This window comes from Streptomyces sp. UC4497, assembly GCF_054871485.1.
The window spans coordinates 25,810-42,651 of the sequence record NZ_JBTYHB010000032.1; the positions used below are offsets into that span (position 1 = coordinate 25,810).

Below are 16,842 nucleotides of genomic sequence, written 5' to 3' on the forward strand. Positions count from 1 at the left end.
CAGGGGTCCGGTGCCGGATGCCCGCTCAGAAGTTGATCATGTGGCCGGTGAGGCCGTGGAACGCCTCCTGGAGTGCCTCGCTGAGCGTGGGGTGGGTGTGGACGTTGCGGGCCAGTTCGGCGGCGGTCAGGTCCCACTTCTGCGCGAGGGTGAGTTCGGGCAGGAGCTCGGCGACGTCGGCGCCGATCAGGTGTCCGCCCAGGAGCTCGCCGTACGCGGCGTCGGCGACGAGCTTGACGAACCCGCCGGGCTCGCCGAGGCCGTGCGCCTTGCCGTTGGCGGTGAACGGGAACTTCGCGACCAGTACGTCGTGGCCCTCGTCCCGCGCCTGCTGCTCGGTCAGCCCGAACGAGGCGACCTGCGGTGAGCTGAACGTCGCGCGCGGCATCATCCGGTAGTCGCCGAGCGGCATGGTCTCGGCCCCGGCGATGGTCTCGGCGGCGACGACGCCCTGGGCCTCGGCGACATGGGCGAGTTGAAGCTTCGCGGTGACGTCACCGATGGCGTACAGGTGCGGGACCGAGGTGCGCATGTACTCGTCGATCGCGATGGCCCCGCGCTCGGTGAGGGTGACGCCGGTGTTCTCCAGGCCGTAGCCGGCGGTGCGGGGCGCGAAGCCGACGGACATGAGCACCTTGTCGGCCCGGATCGCGGCGCGCTCGCCCTTGCTGTCGGTGTACGTGACGGTGACGGAGGAGCCCTCGTCGTCGACGGTCTCGACCTTGGTGGAGGTGAGGAGGTTGATGCCCAGCTTCTTGTACTGGCGGGCGATCTCCTTCGACACCTCGACGTCCTCGTTCGGCAGGGCCCGGTCGAGGAATTCGATGACGGTGACCTCGACGCCGTAGTTGCGCAGTACGTAGGCGAACTCCATGCCGATCGCCCCGGCGCCGACGATGACGATCGAGGCGGGCAGGTCGCGCGCGAGGATCTGGGTCTCGTACGTGACGACGTTCTCGCTGAGTTCGACGCCGGGTAGCAGCTTCACCGTCGAGCCGGTGGCGATGATGGCGTCGTCGAAGGTCACGATCTCGGTGCCGCCCGCGGTGAGGGCGACGTCGAGGGTGCGCGCGTCGGTGAAGGTGCCGCGCCCGTCGATCTCGGTGATGCCGTTCTTCTTCATCAGGAAGTGGACGCCCTTGACCCGCCCGTCGGCCACCTGACGGCTGCGGTCGTACGCGGCGCCGTAGTCGAACGTCACCTCGCCCGAGATCCCGAACTCCTTCGCCTGGTGGTGGAAGGTGTGGGCGAGCTCGGCGTTGCGCAGCAGCGCCTTGGAGGGGATGCACCCGACGTTCAGGCAGACACCTCCCCAGTACTGCTGCTCGACGACGGCGACACTCTTGCCGAGCTGGGCGGCGCGGATCGCGGCGACGTAGCCGCCGGGACCCGCGCCGAGGACGACGACGTCGTAGTGCGTGTTGCTCATTCGGTTTCTCCTTGTCGCTCCACCCCGGTCATGGTCCCGCCGGGGATAGAAGGGCGTACGGCTTGGCACACAGCTCGGCGGTGCGCTCGGAGTCACCCTCGCTGATTCTGCGCAGCAACTCCTCAACCACAGGGCGCGTGTTCGTAGGTGCGGGTATGGATCCGGCCGGCCCTTTTCCGTCCTGATCCGCATCCTGCGAGATCCGCTTCCGATACGCGCCCGAACCACGTACGAGCCGGCGCGGATCGTGATGGGCGGTACCTGGCCGCGCCGGAAGCGTCACTCACGCCTCCTGCCGGTGGTTCGTACGGGCCGGTAGTGGTCGTGGGTGGATTCCAGGACGCCTTCGCCACGAGCCGCGCCGTGCAAGCCTCCGCGTACCGCGTTCACCTCTGCCTTCCGAAGGGTTCCGGTGATCACGGCGAGGGGGCCGGTGGTCCGATGGGCATCGGGGACGGCGCCGTGGCGGGCCAGCAGGGCAAGCACCGGGGACAGGTCCTGCGTTGGCGCTTCGAGTACGAACCGGTCGACGGGTTCGCAGACAGTCGTCCCGGCCCGTTCGAGGGCCTGGCGGACCACCAGGCCGGTGGTGCGCCTTACCTCTGCGGCCTGTGGTGCCGGCGGCTGGTAGCCGCTGTCGGTGACCGTGATCCGCGCGTCGGTCACCCGCCAGCCGTGCGGGCCCACGGACAACGGCTCGTGGAGGTAGTCCAGCAGCGCCGCCCGGTATCCGTCGACGTTGCCGTACACGTGCAGGGGCAGCGTGGAACGGTCCGCAGCGATGACGAGTTCGACTCCGGTGCCGGGTGCGGCCGGCTCGACGGTCACTGCGAGCGTGTAGTCGTACAGATGGCCGGGGGTGCCCCGATACAGCGCGGCGCTGCCGGTACCGGAAGGGCGTTCGATGCAGACCACACCGGTGTCGCGGAAGTCGACGTCGATGCCGTATTCGGCTGCCAACGTGTCGGCCAGCACCTCCTGTTGCACCTCGCCGTAGATCCTGATCCGCGCGGCACCACGCTCGGGCCGCAGGCCGATCAGCGGGTCGATGTCGGCGAGTTCGGACAGGGCCCGGTGCAACTCGCCCTGCCGGGACGGGTCGTGGGCAACCACCCTGGTCTCGAAGCCCGGTGCCGGCAACGCTGCCGCCGCCGCGGTGGCGGACGGGCGGCAACCGAGCCAGTCTCCGATCCGGGCACCGTCCAGGCCCCGCACGCGGGCGATCTCACCGGCCGTCGCACGGTCGCACCGCATGGCGCCGCCGGGCCTGAAGACCTCCAGAGCTGTCACCGTCGCCGACCGGTCACCGCCGAGCGACACCCGATCGCGGACGCCGAGCGTTCCGGCACGCATCCGCACCGTGCAGACCCGCTGCCCTCCCGACCGTTCGACCTTGAACACCTGCGCCACCGCCGGTGCGTCGTCATCGCCGGCCGCCACGGGAAGCGCTACGGCAAGCAGGTCGATGACGGACTCGATCAGAGGGCGGACGCCCGCACCGGTCCTGGCCGAACCGAACAGAACCGGGTGGACACCACCACCGGCACGGGTCAGCGCGCCGAGGGCTGCACGCAGCCGTTGCGGTCCGATGGATAGCCCCTCCCAGGCGAGCCAGTACTCGAGCAGGTCGTCGTCATGGTCCGCGATCAATTCCGTCAGATGCTCCGACTCGACCGGGTCGTCCCACGCGCACGGTGCCACCTCGGCCGCGGCCGTGCCCGGGTTGCGTACGTGACCGAGCGGTACGAGTGCGGGGCTCAGGCGGCTCCGGATTCCCTCAAGGACCCGCTCGGGCGCCGCGCCGGACCTGTCGATCTTGTTGACGAAGAAGACGACGGGGATGCCGAGGCGACGCAATGCCCGGTACAGCACGATGGTCTGAGCCTGCACACCCTCCACCGCGGACAACACCAGGACGGTGCCGTCGAGGACCGCCAGCGAGCGGTCGACCTCGGCGATGAAGTCGGGGTGGCCCGGAGTGTCGACGAGGTTGACGGTGACGTCGTCGATCGCGAACGCCGCGACGGAGGACCGGATCGTGATGCCCCGCTGCCGCTCCAGGGAGAGGGTGTCGGTCTGGGTCGTGCCGTCATCCACCCGGCCGACCTGTTCGATGGCACCGCCGACATGCAGCAGCGCCTCGGTCAGACTGGTCTTGCCGGCATCGACGTGGGCCACCACGCCCAAGTTGAGCCGCCGGGCGCTGAGCGCCGGGCGGGTGGTAGCGGTGTCATGGTGTGTGGGGGCGGGAGAGTTCGGACGGTTCATGGCTCCTCGTGTGCGGGTCGGCGGCGACGGCGGGGCACACGAGTTGGCGCATGTTGAAGTCCGTTTCTCTCGGTCGATCAGGGATCGCTTGGTCAGGGGCGATGTTCCAAGCGGCATCCAGCGCTGTCAACGCAATTCCGCACGGGTCCGGTTGGGTCGCAACAGATGATGCAGCAGATGCGGTACTTGTCGGCGCCGACTATCGGTTGCGTCGGTCGTACCGTGCCTTGGCCATGCGACGGCAGACGCCGCTCCCGACCGCCACGCAGAAACTGATCAGCGTGGCAGTGCCCCAACGTTGGTCGTTCATGACGCAGCCATAGGCCGCGAGGCAGGAGCACAGGGTCATGAAGAACATGATCGAGCAGAGCATTCGCAGCGGGACCAGGTACCACGCCGGCTTGAATTCGCTCGCGGCCCCTGCGGGCTGAATGCGATCGTATGGGCCTCCGGCCTCCATGTCGGCGGCTATGCCCTGGACGATGGCGGCGAACTGCCGATCGATGTCCGCGTTCGAGGGATCTTCCCTACGGTCCTCACTCACGGTGAACCCCGTTTCGCTGGCCAGCGCCGACTCTCCCGATCCTCCCGTGGCGCGGAGACCTCGTCAACGTCCTTCGTGCGAGGGGCGGTTGGGGTGCGTCGGGGCCTGCGGTTGATACCGGTGGTCAGCCACGGGCAACAGGCCCAGGCGCAGGCGGGGGTCTCCTTCGGCTACGCGGACGAGACCGCGCCGGTGAACCGGATCGCGACCGACCGGGCGACCTTGGAGATGACCACCAACTTCCACGGCTGGAGTCCCGCACGACAGGGCCGTGGGGACGGCTGCGGACCCCCGTCAGGCCGTGGCGAGGAAGTCGCGGACCGCGGCCGCGAAGCCGGTCGGGTCGTTGGCGTATACGAAGTGGTCGGTCTCCAGCTCGACGAGGCGGGTGCCGGGGCGTCGGGCGACCATCTGCTCGGCCTGCTCCGCCGACAGCACGCCGCCCTTGGTGCCACGCACCAGCAGCGCCGGGCAGGTGGAGCCGGTCCAGTCGGCCCAGTGGTCGCCGTGCACCTGATCCTCGGAGTCGTAGATGTCCTGGGGGTGGAAGGGCAGGCCCCAGGTGCCGTCCGGCCGCTCACGGACGGCCGACTCGAAGTGCGGTGCGAACGGGCCGAGTTGCGCGACGAACGCCTCCCGGTCGGGGGCGCTGCCCTGCGGCAGGTTCAGGACGAACGACAGCGGATTGCTGCCGTCCAGGCCGAGTTCAGCGCATCCTTCGGCATTGACCAGCGCGGTGACGCGCTCGGGGTGGCGGGCCGCGAACTGGTAGACGTTGATCGCGCCGAGCGAGTGGCCGAGGAGGGCCGCCCGATCCAGATCCAGGTGATCCATGAGGGCCTCCAGGTCGGCGAGGTAGCCCTCCCGGCTGTAGTCGGCCGCCCGGTCGGACTCGCCGTGGCCGCGCTGGTCGGGGGCTATGACCCGCCACTCCGGGGCGAGCGTGGCGGCGAGCCCGGCGTACGACAGGCCTTCGGACATGTGCCCGTGCAGGGCGAGCAGCGGACGGCCGGGGCCGCCGAAGTCCACGTAGGAAAGGGTGCGGCCGTCGATGGTGAGCGCGGAGCGCTTGGCGATGTCGGTGTCCATGGCGTCACCGTAGAGCAGATCTATACGAGCGTACAATACGTTTGTTTAATACGGCCGTATGAATCTCGGTGCGCACGCGTGCGTGGTCCACCACCTCGTAGCCGTGCTCCCTGGCCCGACTACGCGGCACGTGCTGTCGCGTTCGCCACGAATCTGGCTCCGGCCGGGTCGGTCAGGACTGCCTCGGACGAGTCCGTTCCCAGTTGCAGGGCTTGGCCGCCGTGGGCTCGTGCCGCCTGCATGCACGCGGCCACGTCGTCGACCGAGAAGTGGACTTGCCACCGCGGGCGGACCGCCGGATCAGGCGCCGAGTCCACCGCACCCGAATGAATGCGGGCCACGACATCACCGTGGCTGCGCAGGACGACTTCCTCGTTCTCGTAGCGGACTTCACAGCATCCGGGCTCCTCGGACGCCCACCCCAGAACCTCTGCGTAGAACATCGTCGCGTCGAAGGCATCGCGCGTATGCAACTCCACGAACGCCGGTGCCGCACGGCGCCATGTCTCCCAGTCGCTCACCAGCTCGCCCTCCCACACGCCGAAGACCGCCCCGTCCCGGTCGGCGAGCACGGCCGCCCTCCCCGGAGGGAAGGACAAGGGCCCCACCGCGGTCGTCCCACCGCGTTCGCGGCTGCGGGCCACCGTGTCGTCGGCGCTTGCCGCAGCGAAGAAGGGTGTCCACACGCCGGGCATCGAGCCCATCCCCATGGCGGACACCCCCGCCACGGGTACCCCGCGCACACTCGCGAACCGGTACCGCTCGCCCAGTCTGCCCACACGCCAGTCCCAGCCCAAGACCGCCTGGTAGAAGTCTTCCGCCTCGCCCAGGTCATGTGTGGACAGGCTCACCCAACAGGGCGCGCCCAGCACCGAGTTGCTGTTCAGATCCGTGCACTGAGCTGTCGTAGAGGTGTTCATTTCATACCGATCCGAGGTTCATTACGTGCAGGCCTTCGGCGTCAGCCACAGAGTGGACAGCGGCGGAAGGCATACGTCCAGCGAAGCGGGCAGGCCGTGGCAGGCGGTCGGCTCCTGAGTCAGCGGGGCGCGGTTGGCAACCCCACTGCCGCCGTATCGCTTCGCATCGGTGTTGAGGATTTCCTGCCATGTGCCGGAGGCCGTCTGCGGGACGCCGAGCCGGACACCCTCCCGTACCACGGGCGAAAAATTGCAGATGGCCAGCAGAGGGCTGCCGTCGGCCGAGTGGCGCAGGAACGCGAGCACATTGTCGTCCGCGTTGTCGGCGATGACCCAACGGAAGCCTGCCGGGTCGGAGTCCCTCTCCCAGAGCGCGGGGAGGTCCGTGTAGCGTCGGTTGAGGTCCCGGACCAGGCGTTGCACTCCCAGATGGTCTTCTCTGCCGGCATTGCCTTCTTCGATGAGGTGCCAATCCAGGCCGTGTTCCTCGGACCATTCGGCGCCCTGGGCGAACTCCTGGCCCATGAAGAGGAGTTGCTTGCCGGGGTGGGCCCACATGAAGCCCATGTAGGCGCGCTGGTTGGCGCGTTGTTGCCACCAGTCGCCGGGCATCTTGGAGACCAGGGACTTCTTGCCGTGCACGACCTCGTCGTGGGAGATGGGGAGTACGTAGTTCTCGCTGTACGCGTACACCATCGAGAACGTCATCTCGTGGTGGTGGAACTTGCGGTGCACCGGCTCGTGGCTCATGTAGTCCAGCGAGTCGTGCATCCAGCCCATGTTCCACTTCAGGCCGAAACCGAGGCCGCCGAAGCCGCCGGGGCCGATGTGGTGGGTGGCGCGGGTGACGCCGTCCCAGGCGGTCGACTCTTCGGCGATCGTCACCACGCCCGGTACTTCCCGGTACAGGGTGGCGTTCATCTCCTGGAGGAAGGCGACGGCGTCGAGGTTCTCGCGGCCGCCGAACTGGTTCGGCGTCCACTGGCCCTCCTCGCGCGAGTAGTCGAGGTAGAGCATCGAGGCGACCGCGTCGACCCGCAGGCCGTCGATGTGGAACTCCTGGCACCAGTAAAGGGCGTTCGCCACCAGGAAGTTGCGGACCTCCTTGCGGCCGTAGTCGAACTCGAGGGTGCCCCAGTCGGGGTGCGCGGCGCGCAGCGGGTCCTCGTGTTCGTAGAGTGTGCGGCCGTCGAACTCTGCCAAGGCCCAGTCGTCGCGGGGGAAGTGGGCGGGGACCCAGTCCATGAGGACGCCGATGCCGGCCTGGTGGAGCTTGTCGATCAGGTGCTTGAAGTCGTCGGGGCTGCCCAGGCGGGCCGTCGGTGCGTAGAAGCCGGTGACCTGGTAGCCCCAGGAGCCGCCGAAGGGGTGTTCGGCGACCGGGAGCAGCTCTACGTGTGTGAAGCCCAAGTCCTGTACGTAGGCGGGGAGTTGCTCGGCGAGTTGGCGGTAGGTGAGACCGGGGCGCCAGGACGGCAGGTGCACCTCGTACACCGAGAACGGCGACTCGTGGACGGGGTGCGCGGTGCGCCGCTCCAGCCAGGCCTCGTCACCCCACGTGTGATGGGAGACATCGACGATGGACGCGGTCGCCGGCGGCTTCTCGGTGCGGCGCGCCATGGGGTCCGCGTGCTGTCGGGGCGAGCCGTCGGGGCCGACGATCTCGAACTTGTACAGCTCGCCCTCGCCGATGCCCGGCACGAACAGCTCCCACACCCCGGAACGACCCAGCGAGCGCATGGGTGTTGATGTGCCGTTCCAGCAATTGAAGTCGCCGACCATGCGGACACCACGCGCGTTGGGGGCCCACACGGCGAAGCGGGTCCCTCGCACACCTTGATGTTCCATGACATGTGCGCCCAGCGCCGTCCACAGTCCCTCGTGCCGGCCCTCGCCGATGAGATGCAGGTCCAACTCCCCCAAGGACGGCAGGAATCGGTAGGGATCCTCCACCTCGACGACGCCCTCGGCGGTGGTCACCCGCAGCCGGTATTCACGGACGGTGGCGTTCGGGAGTTCGCCTTCGAACAGGCCGTCGCCCGTCTCCGGCAGTCCCCAGGACGTGTCACCTGCCAGCACCGCCACATCGAGGGCGTACGGGAGGAGACAGCGTACGATCACGCCCTCCGGCCCCGGGTGCGCCCCGAGCACGGCATGCGGATCGTGGTGGGTTCCGCTCAGCAGTGCCGTACGCGTACCTCCGTCGACGCCCGGCCCCGGCCCGGCGCGTCGCTGCAGGAGCGGATCGGCGGTGGTGTCGGCGGTCATGGTCGGCTCCTTCGGAAGGTGTGGGGCAGCGTCACGACAACCTCAGCGTGTGCCGGTGAGACGGGCCACGGCCTCCAGGGGGACGGTGATCCAGTCGGGGCGGTGTGTCGCCTCGTACAGCACCTCATAGACGGCGCGGTCGACCTCGTAGGCACGCATCAGTTCCGGCGCCGCCGTCGGCTCGAAGCCCCCGGCTTCGCTGTAGCCGGAGCAGAAGGCGGTGCGGCACTGGTCGGCCCACTGGGGGCACGGGGTGGCGCCCATGTGCGCCGCGTAGTCGAAGGACCTGAGCATGCCGACCACGTCGCGGATAGGCGATCGGTCCGCACGGCGTTCCGCCAGCGGGCGCGAGGGCTCCCCCTCGAAATCGACCGCATGCCAACTCCCGTCGGCCCACAGGACCTGCCCCAGGTGGAGGTCTCCATGGATCCGTTGCAGGGACGGCTCACTGTGGGTCGCTGCCGCAGCCGCGAAGATGCCCTGGATGGCGGGCACATGACGGCGCAGGGCCGGCACCGTCTCGGCCGAGCGTTTCAGCCGGTGCATCATCTCCTCGGCGAGACGGGCGCGGTGATGCTCCTCGGGCTTCGCGGTGGGAAAGACATGGGCGAGGGCCGCGTGCAGTTCGCCCGTCGTGCGGCCAAGGCCCCACGCCTGCTTGACGAAGTCACCTTGGGCCGCGGCCGAGTCCAGGGCCAGCTGCCAGCCGTCCGTCGCCCCGGCCAGGAAGGGCTGGACCATGCCGAGGGTGCCCCAGAACGGTTCGGTCACGAAGAACCAGGCCTCGGGCGCCGGCACCGAGGGGTGCCCCCAGCGGCCCAGCCGAGCGGTCACCTCGAGGTCGGGGTTGATGCCTCGCTGGATGCGACGGAACAGCTTGAGAATGAGCCTGTCGCCATAAACGATCGAGGAGTTGGACTGCTCGGTGTCCAGGACGCGGGGGGCAAGACCCGTCGGCACCGACGCATGGCGGAAGGACTCGAAGCGGAGCGCCCCGACCTTCCCGCCCTCGCGCAGACGGTCCAGCAGCAGGACCGCGACGCGGTGGTCATGAAGGGCGTCGTAGACCATCAGGGTGCCGCCGGCGGGTCCGTCCATCTGCCCGAGGGCGTGCTGCCACAGCCGCGGGGGTGGGTCGACGGCCGCGCCGAGTATCAACTGGTAGTGGTTCTCGTCCTGTTGACCGGCTTCCTCCACGCGCACGAGCAGGTGGAAGCACTCGGGTGTCAGTGCGGTCGCGGCCACTACCGAGATCTCGGTGATCCGGCGGCCGCTGCTCGCGTACCAGCGCTGTCTCGGGAGCCAGCGGCTGAGCAGTTCGTTGAGCGAGGAGCCGAGAAGCGCGGGGCGCGGGTCGCCGAGTTCGATCAGGGGGCGGGTCATGGCGTGAGGTCCAATCGTGCGGAGCCCCCCGCGGTGTGGTCGTCCGGCGCTGAGGCCTCGCTCAGCCGGAACCAGTAGAAGCTGTGTCCCGCCAGTGTCAGCAGGTACGGCAGTTCGCCGATGGCCGGGAAGCGCACCCCGCCGATCAGTTCCACCGGGTGCCGCCCGGCGAAGGACTGGAGGTCGAGTTCGGTGGGCTGGGCGAAGCGGGAGAAGTTGTGCACGCACAGGACCAGGTCGTCCGCTCCGTCCTCGCTCGCGGGGGCCTCGCGCAGGAACGCGAGCACGGCCGGGTTGGAGGAGGGGAGTTCGGTGTAGGAGCCGAGGCCGAAGGCCGGATTCTGTTTGCGGATCTCGATCATCCGGCGGGTCCAGTGCAGCAGGGACGACGGGGAGGACATCGACGCCTCCACGTTCGTGACCTGGTAGCCGTAGACCGGATCCATGATCGTGGGCAGGAAGAGACGGCCCGGGTCGCAGGAGGAGAAGCCGGCGTTGCGGTCCGGGGTCCACTGCATCGGGGTGCGTACCGCGTCGCGGTCGCCGAGCCAGATGTTGTCGCCCATCCCGATCTCGTCGCCGTAATACAGGATCGGCGTGCCGGGCAGCGAGAGGAGGAGTGCGGTGAACAGTTCGATCTGGTTGCGGTCGTTGTCGAGGAGGGGTGCGAGGCGGCGGCGGATGCCGATGTTGGCGCGCATTCGCGGGTCCTTGGCGTACTCCGCGTACATGTAGTCGCGTTCTTCGTCGGTGACCATTTCGAGGGTCAGCTCGTCGTGGTTGCGCAGGAAGATGCCCCACTGGCAGCCCGACGGGATCGGCGGCGTCTTGGCCAGGATCTCCGAGACCGGATAGCGGGACTCGCGCCGCACCGCCATGAAGATCCGCGGCATGACGGGGAAGTGGAAGGCCATGTGGCACTCGTCGCCGCCGGTGTCGGGTGCGCCGAAGTAGTCGACGACGTCCTCCGGCCACTGGTTGGCTTCCGCGAGCAGCACCACGTCCGGGTACTGGGAGTCGATCTCCTTGCGGACCCGTTTCAGCATCTCGTGGGTGGCCGGGAGGTTTTCGCAGTTGGTGCCCTCCTCGGCGTAGAGGTAGGGGACCGCGTCCAGGCGGAAGCCGTCGATGCCGAGGTCGAGCCAGAAGCGCAGGGCGGCGAGGATCTCTTCCTGGACGGCCGGGTTCTCGTAGTTGAGGTCCGGCTGGTGGGAGAAGAAGCGGTGCCAGTAGTACTGCTTGCGCACCGGGTCGAAGGTCCAGTTCGACGCCTCGGTGTCCACGAAGATGATCCGGGCGTCCTCGTACTGCTTGTCGTCGTCGGCCCACACGTAATAGTCGCCGTAGGGCCCCTCCGGGTCGGAGCGGGACTGCTGGAACCACTCGTGCTGATCACTGGTGTGGTTCATGACGAAGTCGATGATCACGCGCATCCCGCGCTGGTGCGCCGCGTCGACGAACTCGACGAAGTCGACCAGGTCACCGGTCTCGGGCAAGGTGACGATGTAGTTGGCGACGTCGTAACCGTTGTCCAGCAGCGGTGACTTGAAGAAGGGCGGCAGCCAGAGGCAGTCGACGCCCAGCCACTGGAGATAGTCCAGCTTCGCCGTGATGCCCTTCAGGTCGCCTACGCCGTCTCCGTTGCTGTCCTGGAAAGAGCGGACCAGGACCTCGTAGAAGACCGCGCGCTTGAACCAATCAGGGTCCCGGGACAGGATTCCTGGCCGTTCGGGACGCATGTATTCGTCCGTTGTCATGAGGGCTTCTCCCTCGGTCGTTCATGACAATTGCGGAAGAGCGCTTCCTGACTCAACCGATGGTGAAAATGTGCGCGGGCGTCTCGCCCGGCGTCAGACAGACGTAGTTGGTGGCACTCCAGGTGTACGTCCGGCCGGTCAACTCGTCGCGCACGCGGAAAGTGCTGTCCGGCGGGACCTTCAGAGCCTCGCAATCGAGGCGGACCGTGGCTTCCTGGGTGTGGTGCGGGTCGAGGTTCACGACCACCAGTACCGTGTTCGAGCCCTGTGCGGACGTGGTGGTTTTGGAGTACACGAGTACCGCGTCCTGGTCGGCGTGGTGGAAGTGCACGTCGCGCAGGGTGTGCAGGGCCGGGTTGCGGCGGCGTATCGCGTTGAGCGCGGTGATCAGCGGGGCGATCGTGCGGCCCTCTCGTTCGGCCGACTCCCAGTCACGGGGCCGCAGTTGATACTTCTCGGAGTGCAGATACTCCTCGCTTCCGGCGCGCAGCGGGGTGTTCTCACAGAGTTCGTAGCCGCTGTAGACACCCCACGTCGGTGAGAGGGTCGCGGCCAGGACGGCGCGGAGCTCGAAGGCGGGGCGGCCGCCGTCCTGCAGGAACTCGTGCAGGATGTCGGGGGTGTTCACGAAGAAGTTCGGCCGCATGTAGCAGGCCGCCTCCCCGCTCAACTCCGCGGCGTACTCGGTGAGTTCCTGCTTCGAATTGCGCCAGGTGAAGTACGTGTACGACTGCTGGAAGCCGATCGCGGCCAGGGTGTGCATCATCGCCGGCCGGGTGAAGGCCTCCGCCAGGAAGATCACGTCCGGGTCCGTGCCGTTGATGTCGGCGATGACGCGTTCCCAGAAGACGACGGGTTTGGTGTGCGGGTTGTCGACGCGGAAGATGCGGACGCCGTGGTCCATCCACAGGCGCAGGATCCGGGTCGTTTCGGCGATCAGGCCCGGCATGTCCTTGTCGAAGGCGATGGGATAGATGTCCTGGTACTTCTTCGGCGGGTTCTCCGCATACGCGATCGTGCCGTCGGCGCGGTGCTGGAACCAGTCGGGGTGCTTGTCCACCCAGGGGTGGTCGGGCGAGCACTGCAGCGCGAAATCCAGGGCCACCTCCATGCCCAGGCCTCGGGCCCGGTCCACGAACGCGTCGAAGTCCTCGAACGTGCCCAGGTCCGGGTGGATCGCGTCGTGGCCGCCCTCGGGCGAGCCGATGGCCCAGGGGACACCCACGTCGTACGGGCCCGGAGACAGCGAGTTGTTGGGGCCCTTGCGAAACGTGGTGCCGATGGGGTGGATGGGTGGCAGGTACACCACGTCGAAACCCATCTCCGCGATGGCCGGAAGACGACGGGCCGCCGTACGGAACGTACCGCTCACCGGCGGCCGGCCCGGCTCCACCACGGCACCCTCGGAACGCGGAAAGAACTCGTACCAGGACCCGAACAACGCCCGCTCCCGCTCCACGAGCAACGGAAAAGGCCGGCTCTCGGTCAGGCGTTCACGCAGCGGGGCGTCCCTCAGCGCGGCGCGCACCGCGGGGGCCGCGACCGTGGCCAATCGGTCCAGCGGGCTTTGGGCCGCATCGCACAGCGCGTCCGCGGCTGCGGCCAGAACCTCGCGCGTCTCTTTCGTCGAGGCCCGGGCCAGGGCCTCTTCCAGGTACACGGCCCCCTGTTCCAGCGTGCTCTCGCAGTCGACGCCGGCCCGTACCTTGATCGTGGCGTCTCGCAGCCACGTGGCCACGGGATCGCGCCATGCCCGGACGCAGTAGCTCAGTCGCCCGCACCTGTCGGAGCCGACCTCGGCGCTCCAGCGGTCGGTCCCGGGAGCCACCGGTGTCATCGGCCACCGGCCCGCCTCGTCCCCGTCGGACGTGCGCAGCACCACTTCGGCGCCGAGGATCCCGTCGCCCTCGACGAACACCAGGGCCGTGACGGTGAAGGACTCCCCCACGACCGCCTTGGCCGGACGTCGGCCTCCGTCGACGGACGGCCTCACATCCTCGATCGGGATGGGCACAGCGGTGTTCGACGGCGTCGTCATGCGGTGTCACCCTTCTCGATCGCAAGCGCGTGACGTGAGCGCTGGGCCGCTTCGGCGGCCTCCCGGCCGCACCGCTCACCCGTGACCCGGCACAAGGCGGCGACGGCACGCTCGAAGTTCTCGCGCGCCTCGGCATCGTCCGGAGAAGCCAGGAATCGACGCTCCCAGAAGCGGTAGCTCGCCAGGCACTGGTCAACCTCTGCGGTGACACGCGGTGTCGCCATGGTTGGCCTCCGGGCCTCCGCGACGCCGAGCCCAACGGGCTCGCCTGCCGTTCACGGAGAGAGTTCCCATCGTTACCGTGGGCTGCTCCTTCCCCATCTTGCGACGCGGTCGGCGATCCGTCCTGTTGAGCGCAGCGTCGCCCCGCGGTCACGTCCGGTTGCACGAATGGAGTACAGCGCACAGGCTGATCGATGACTCTCAAGCGATTCATGCTCACGGTCCGTCCACATTCCTCCGCCGTCCCGGCAAGGCCGTGAGCTACGCGGTGAGGAGCAGGAACCATGCACCAGGCAACGCCCAGCTACTACCACATCGCCGTGGAGCCGGCCCCCGAGCGCGTCGGCCAGGTCCAGCGCATCGTGGCCGCACACACCCGCTACTGGGGACTCGAGCGTCTGACGCCCTCGACGATCCGCGGTCTCGGCGTCCTGCTGGAAATGGCCGTGGAGGGGCGGCCGGACAGCCGCATCGAGGTCGAGACGTGGTGGAACGGGCAGCACTTGATCAACGCCGTGTCCTACGAGGCCCCGGCCTGCGGAGCCGCTCGCGGGTTCCCCCAGCGTTGCTCCGCGCAGCTCGCGGCCCTGAGCGACGGGTGGGGCAGCTGCACGCAGGAAGCCCGGCGCATCGTGTGGTTCTCCCTGCGCAGCAGGGCCGGGGTACGGGAGATCCTGGTCCCCAAGCTTCCGGTTCCGGATGCGAGCGAAGCGCTCCAGCTGCCCCGCTCCGCGCTGCCGACGGCCGCTCCGGAGTCCGTGCCCGTCACCACCGGCACCGCTTCGTGACGGCCGGGGTCCGCGTTCGGAGCGGGCGTCCCTACCCGCTCGGAGCGACCTACGACGGCCACGGCACGAACTTCGCCTTGTTCAGTGCCGTGGCCGACCAGGTGGATCTCGTCCTCCTTGACGCCGACGGCACCGAACGCACGGTGCCACTGCCCGAGGTCTACGGATCCGTGTGGCACGGCTACGTGCCGGATGCCGGGCCGCCCCAGCAGTACGGGTACCGCATCCACGGCCCGTGGGAGCCGGCGTCGGGGCACCGGTGTGATGCCGAGGCATTCCTTCTCGATCCCTACGCCAAGGCGGTCCACTGTCGCGCCGGCGCGGCAGGAGTCGACGGGGAGGGCCTGTGCGGCGTGGTCGTCGACCCGGCCTTCGACTGGTCCGGCGACACACCGCCGGATCACGCCTACGCCGATTCCGTCATCTACGAAGCACATGTGCGGGGACTGACCGCAAGACACCCCGGTGTGCCCGAGGACCTGCGGGGCACCTATGCGGGCCTGGCCACGCCCGCGGTCCTCGACCACCTCACCGACTTGAAGGTGACCGCGGTCGAGCTGCTCCCTGTCCACCAGTTCGTACAGGACGGCTTCCTGCGGGACCGCGGCCTTTCCAACTACTGGGGCTACAACACGATCGGCTTCTTCGCACCGCACCATGCCTATGCGGCACACGGCACGCTCGGCGAACAGGTCACCGAGTTCAAGAGCATGGTCAAGTCGCTGCACGCCGCGGGCCTCGAGGTGATCCTCGACGTGGTCTACAACCACACGGCGGAGGGGAACGAGAACGGGCCCACCCTGTCCTTCCGCGGTATCGACAACGCGGCGTACTACCGCCTCGCCGAGGACGACTTCAGCCGTTACTACGACACCACGGGCACCGGCAACAGCCTCCTCATGCGGCACCCCAACGTGCTGCAGCTGCTCATGGATTCGCTGCGGTACTGGGTCACCGAGTGTCACGTGGACGGCTTCCGCTTCGACCTGGCGGCCACGTTGGCCCGCCAGTTCCATGAGGTCGACCGGTTGTCGGCCTTCTTCGACCTCATCCAGCAGGACCCCGTGATCAGCCGCGTCAAGCTGATCGCCGAACCCTGGGACCTCGGCGAGGGCGGATACCAGGTGGGCAACTTCCCGCCCCTGTGGTCCGAGTGGAACGGCAAGTACCGCGACTGCGTCAGGGACGTCTGGCGGGCCCGGGACGGCACCCTCGCGGAGTTCGCCTCCCGGCTCACCGGGTCCGCGGACCTCTACCAGCACGAGCGCCGCCGCCCGCGGGCCAGTATCAACTTCGTCACCGCGCACGACGGATTCACTCTGCGTGACCTCGTGTCCTACAACGAGAAGCACAACGAGGCCAACGGCGAGCACAACAACGACGGTGAGAGCGACAACCGGTCCTGGAACTGCGGGCAGGAGGGGCCGAGCGACGACCCCGGTGTGCTGTCCCTGCGCGCCAGACAGCAGCGCAACCTTCTGGCGACCCTGGTGCTGTCCCAGGGCGTGCCGATGCTGAGTCACGGGGACGAACTGGGCCGCACCCAGCAGGGCAACAACAACGCCTACTGCCAGGACAACGAACTGACATGGGTCGACTGGGACCTCGACGACGAGCGCGCCTCCCTGCTGGCCTTCACCCGCGATCTCATCGAACTGCGCACCACCCACCCGGTGTTGCGTCAGCGTCGCTTCTTCCGCGGCGAGGCCCCCTCGGGCCATGACCACGGCCTGCCGGACCTGGTCTGGCTCCGCCCCGACGCGACAGAGATGACGGAAGAGGACTGGAACCGGCCCGACGCACATGCCCTGGCCGCGTTCCTCAACGGCGACGCGATGGTCGGGCGGGACAGCCTCGGAGAGCGGGTCGTCGACGACTCGTTCCTGTTCCTCTTCAACTTCTACTGGAACGCGATGGAGTTCCAGTTGCCCGACGCGTCGTACGGCGTCTCCTGGACGACACGCATCAACACGGCGGAGGCCGACGGCGTGCCGGACGAGTCCGAATTCAAGGCTGAAGCGACCATCCGGCTGGAGGCGCACTCGCTGGCCGTCCTCTCCCACCGCTCCGGCATGTGAGAGGCAGACAACGTGCGACTTTCCTCCCCGGTGGTCGACAGCGCCCGCTCTTTTGTAG

12 protein-coding genes are annotated in these 16,842 nt (G+C 68.4%); 2 read left to right on the forward strand and 10 right to left on the reverse strand.

Annotation, left to right across the window (positions count from 1 at the left end):
• Positions 1–25: 25 nt before the first annotated feature.
• From lpdA to ACYSUO_RS32365, 10 genes are all read right to left on the reverse strand, one after another.
• The gene (lpdA, locus tag ACYSUO_RS32320) at positions 26–1,429 is read right to left on the reverse strand and encodes a dihydrolipoyl dehydrogenase (RefSeq protein WP_461779759.1); all 1,404 of its coding nucleotides are present in this window, start codon (positions 1,427–1,429) and stop codon (positions 26–28) included.
• 279 nt (positions 1,430–1,708) lie between these two features.
• Positions 1,709–3,697: a GTP-binding protein gene (locus ACYSUO_RS32325; RefSeq protein ID WP_461779760.1), complete on the reverse strand. Its 1,989-nt coding sequence runs from the start codon at positions 3,695–3,697 to the stop codon at positions 1,709–1,711.
• Positions 3,698–3,896: 199 nt separating this feature from the next.
• Positions 3,897–4,241 (reverse strand): hypothetical protein, encoded by a 345-nt coding sequence (locus tag ACYSUO_RS32330; RefSeq protein WP_461779761.1) that lies wholly within the window; start codon positions 4,239–4,241, stop codon positions 3,897–3,899.
• Between the two features lie 294 nt (positions 4,242–4,535).
• Complete coding sequence (locus ACYSUO_RS32335; protein WP_461779762.1) at positions 4,536–5,330, reverse strand: alpha/beta fold hydrolase; 795 nt, start codon at positions 5,328–5,330, stop codon at positions 4,536–4,538.
• Positions 5,331–5,449: 119 nt separating this feature from the next.
• Positions 5,450–6,250 carry a VOC family protein gene (locus ACYSUO_RS32340; protein ID WP_461779763.1) on the reverse strand — a complete coding sequence of 267 codons (801 nt, stop codon included), beginning with the start codon at positions 6,248–6,250 and terminating at the stop codon, positions 5,450–5,452.
• A gap of 21 nt (positions 6,251–6,271) precedes the next feature.
• The gene (gene glgB / locus ACYSUO_RS32345; RefSeq protein WP_461779764.1) at positions 6,272–8,518 is read right to left on the reverse strand and encodes a 1,4-alpha-glucan branching enzyme; all 2,247 of its coding nucleotides are present in this window, start codon (positions 8,516–8,518) and stop codon (positions 6,272–6,274) included.
• Positions 8,519–8,560: 42 nt separating this feature from the next.
• The gene (locus ACYSUO_RS32350; protein ID WP_461779765.1) at positions 8,561–9,901 is read right to left on the reverse strand and encodes a maltokinase N-terminal cap-like domain-containing protein; all 1,341 of its coding nucleotides are present in this window, start codon (positions 9,899–9,901) and stop codon (positions 8,561–8,563) included.
• Positions 9,898–11,658: a maltose alpha-D-glucosyltransferase gene (gene treS, locus ACYSUO_RS32355; protein WP_461779766.1), complete on the reverse strand. Its 1,761-nt coding sequence runs from the start codon at positions 11,656–11,658 to the stop codon at positions 9,898–9,900. The genes ACYSUO_RS32350 and treS overlap by 4 nt, the downstream gene beginning before the upstream one ends.
• A gap of 52 nt (positions 11,659–11,710) precedes the next feature.
• Positions 11,711–13,696, reverse strand: a complete 1,986-nt coding sequence (locus ACYSUO_RS32360) for an alpha-1,4-glucan--maltose-1-phosphate maltosyltransferase (protein WP_461779767.1) — start codon at positions 13,694–13,696, stop codon at positions 11,711–11,713.
• Positions 13,693–13,920, reverse strand: coding sequence for a DUF5133 domain-containing protein (locus ACYSUO_RS32365; protein WP_461779768.1), 228 nt, complete (start codon positions 13,918–13,920; stop codon positions 13,693–13,695). Before ACYSUO_RS32365 ends, ACYSUO_RS32360 begins: the two co-directional genes overlap by 4 nt.
• A gap of 282 nt (positions 13,921–14,202) precedes the next feature.
• On the opposite strand from ACYSUO_RS32365, the gene ACYSUO_RS32370 reads away from it, so the two are divergent.
• Together ACYSUO_RS32370 and glgX are read left to right on the forward strand one after the other, a co-directional pair.
• Positions 14,203–14,706 carry a pep a2 gene (locus tag ACYSUO_RS32370; protein WP_461779769.1) on the forward strand — a complete coding sequence of 168 codons (504 nt, stop codon included), beginning with the start codon at positions 14,203–14,205 and terminating at the stop codon, positions 14,704–14,706.
• Positions 14,703–16,784 carry a glycogen debranching protein GlgX gene (gene glgX, locus ACYSUO_RS32375; protein ID WP_461779770.1) on the forward strand — a complete coding sequence of 694 codons (2,082 nt, stop codon included), beginning with the start codon at positions 14,703–14,705 and terminating at the stop codon, positions 16,782–16,784. Before ACYSUO_RS32370 ends, glgX begins: the two co-directional genes overlap by 4 nt.
• Positions 16,785–16,842 lie beyond the last annotated feature (58 nt).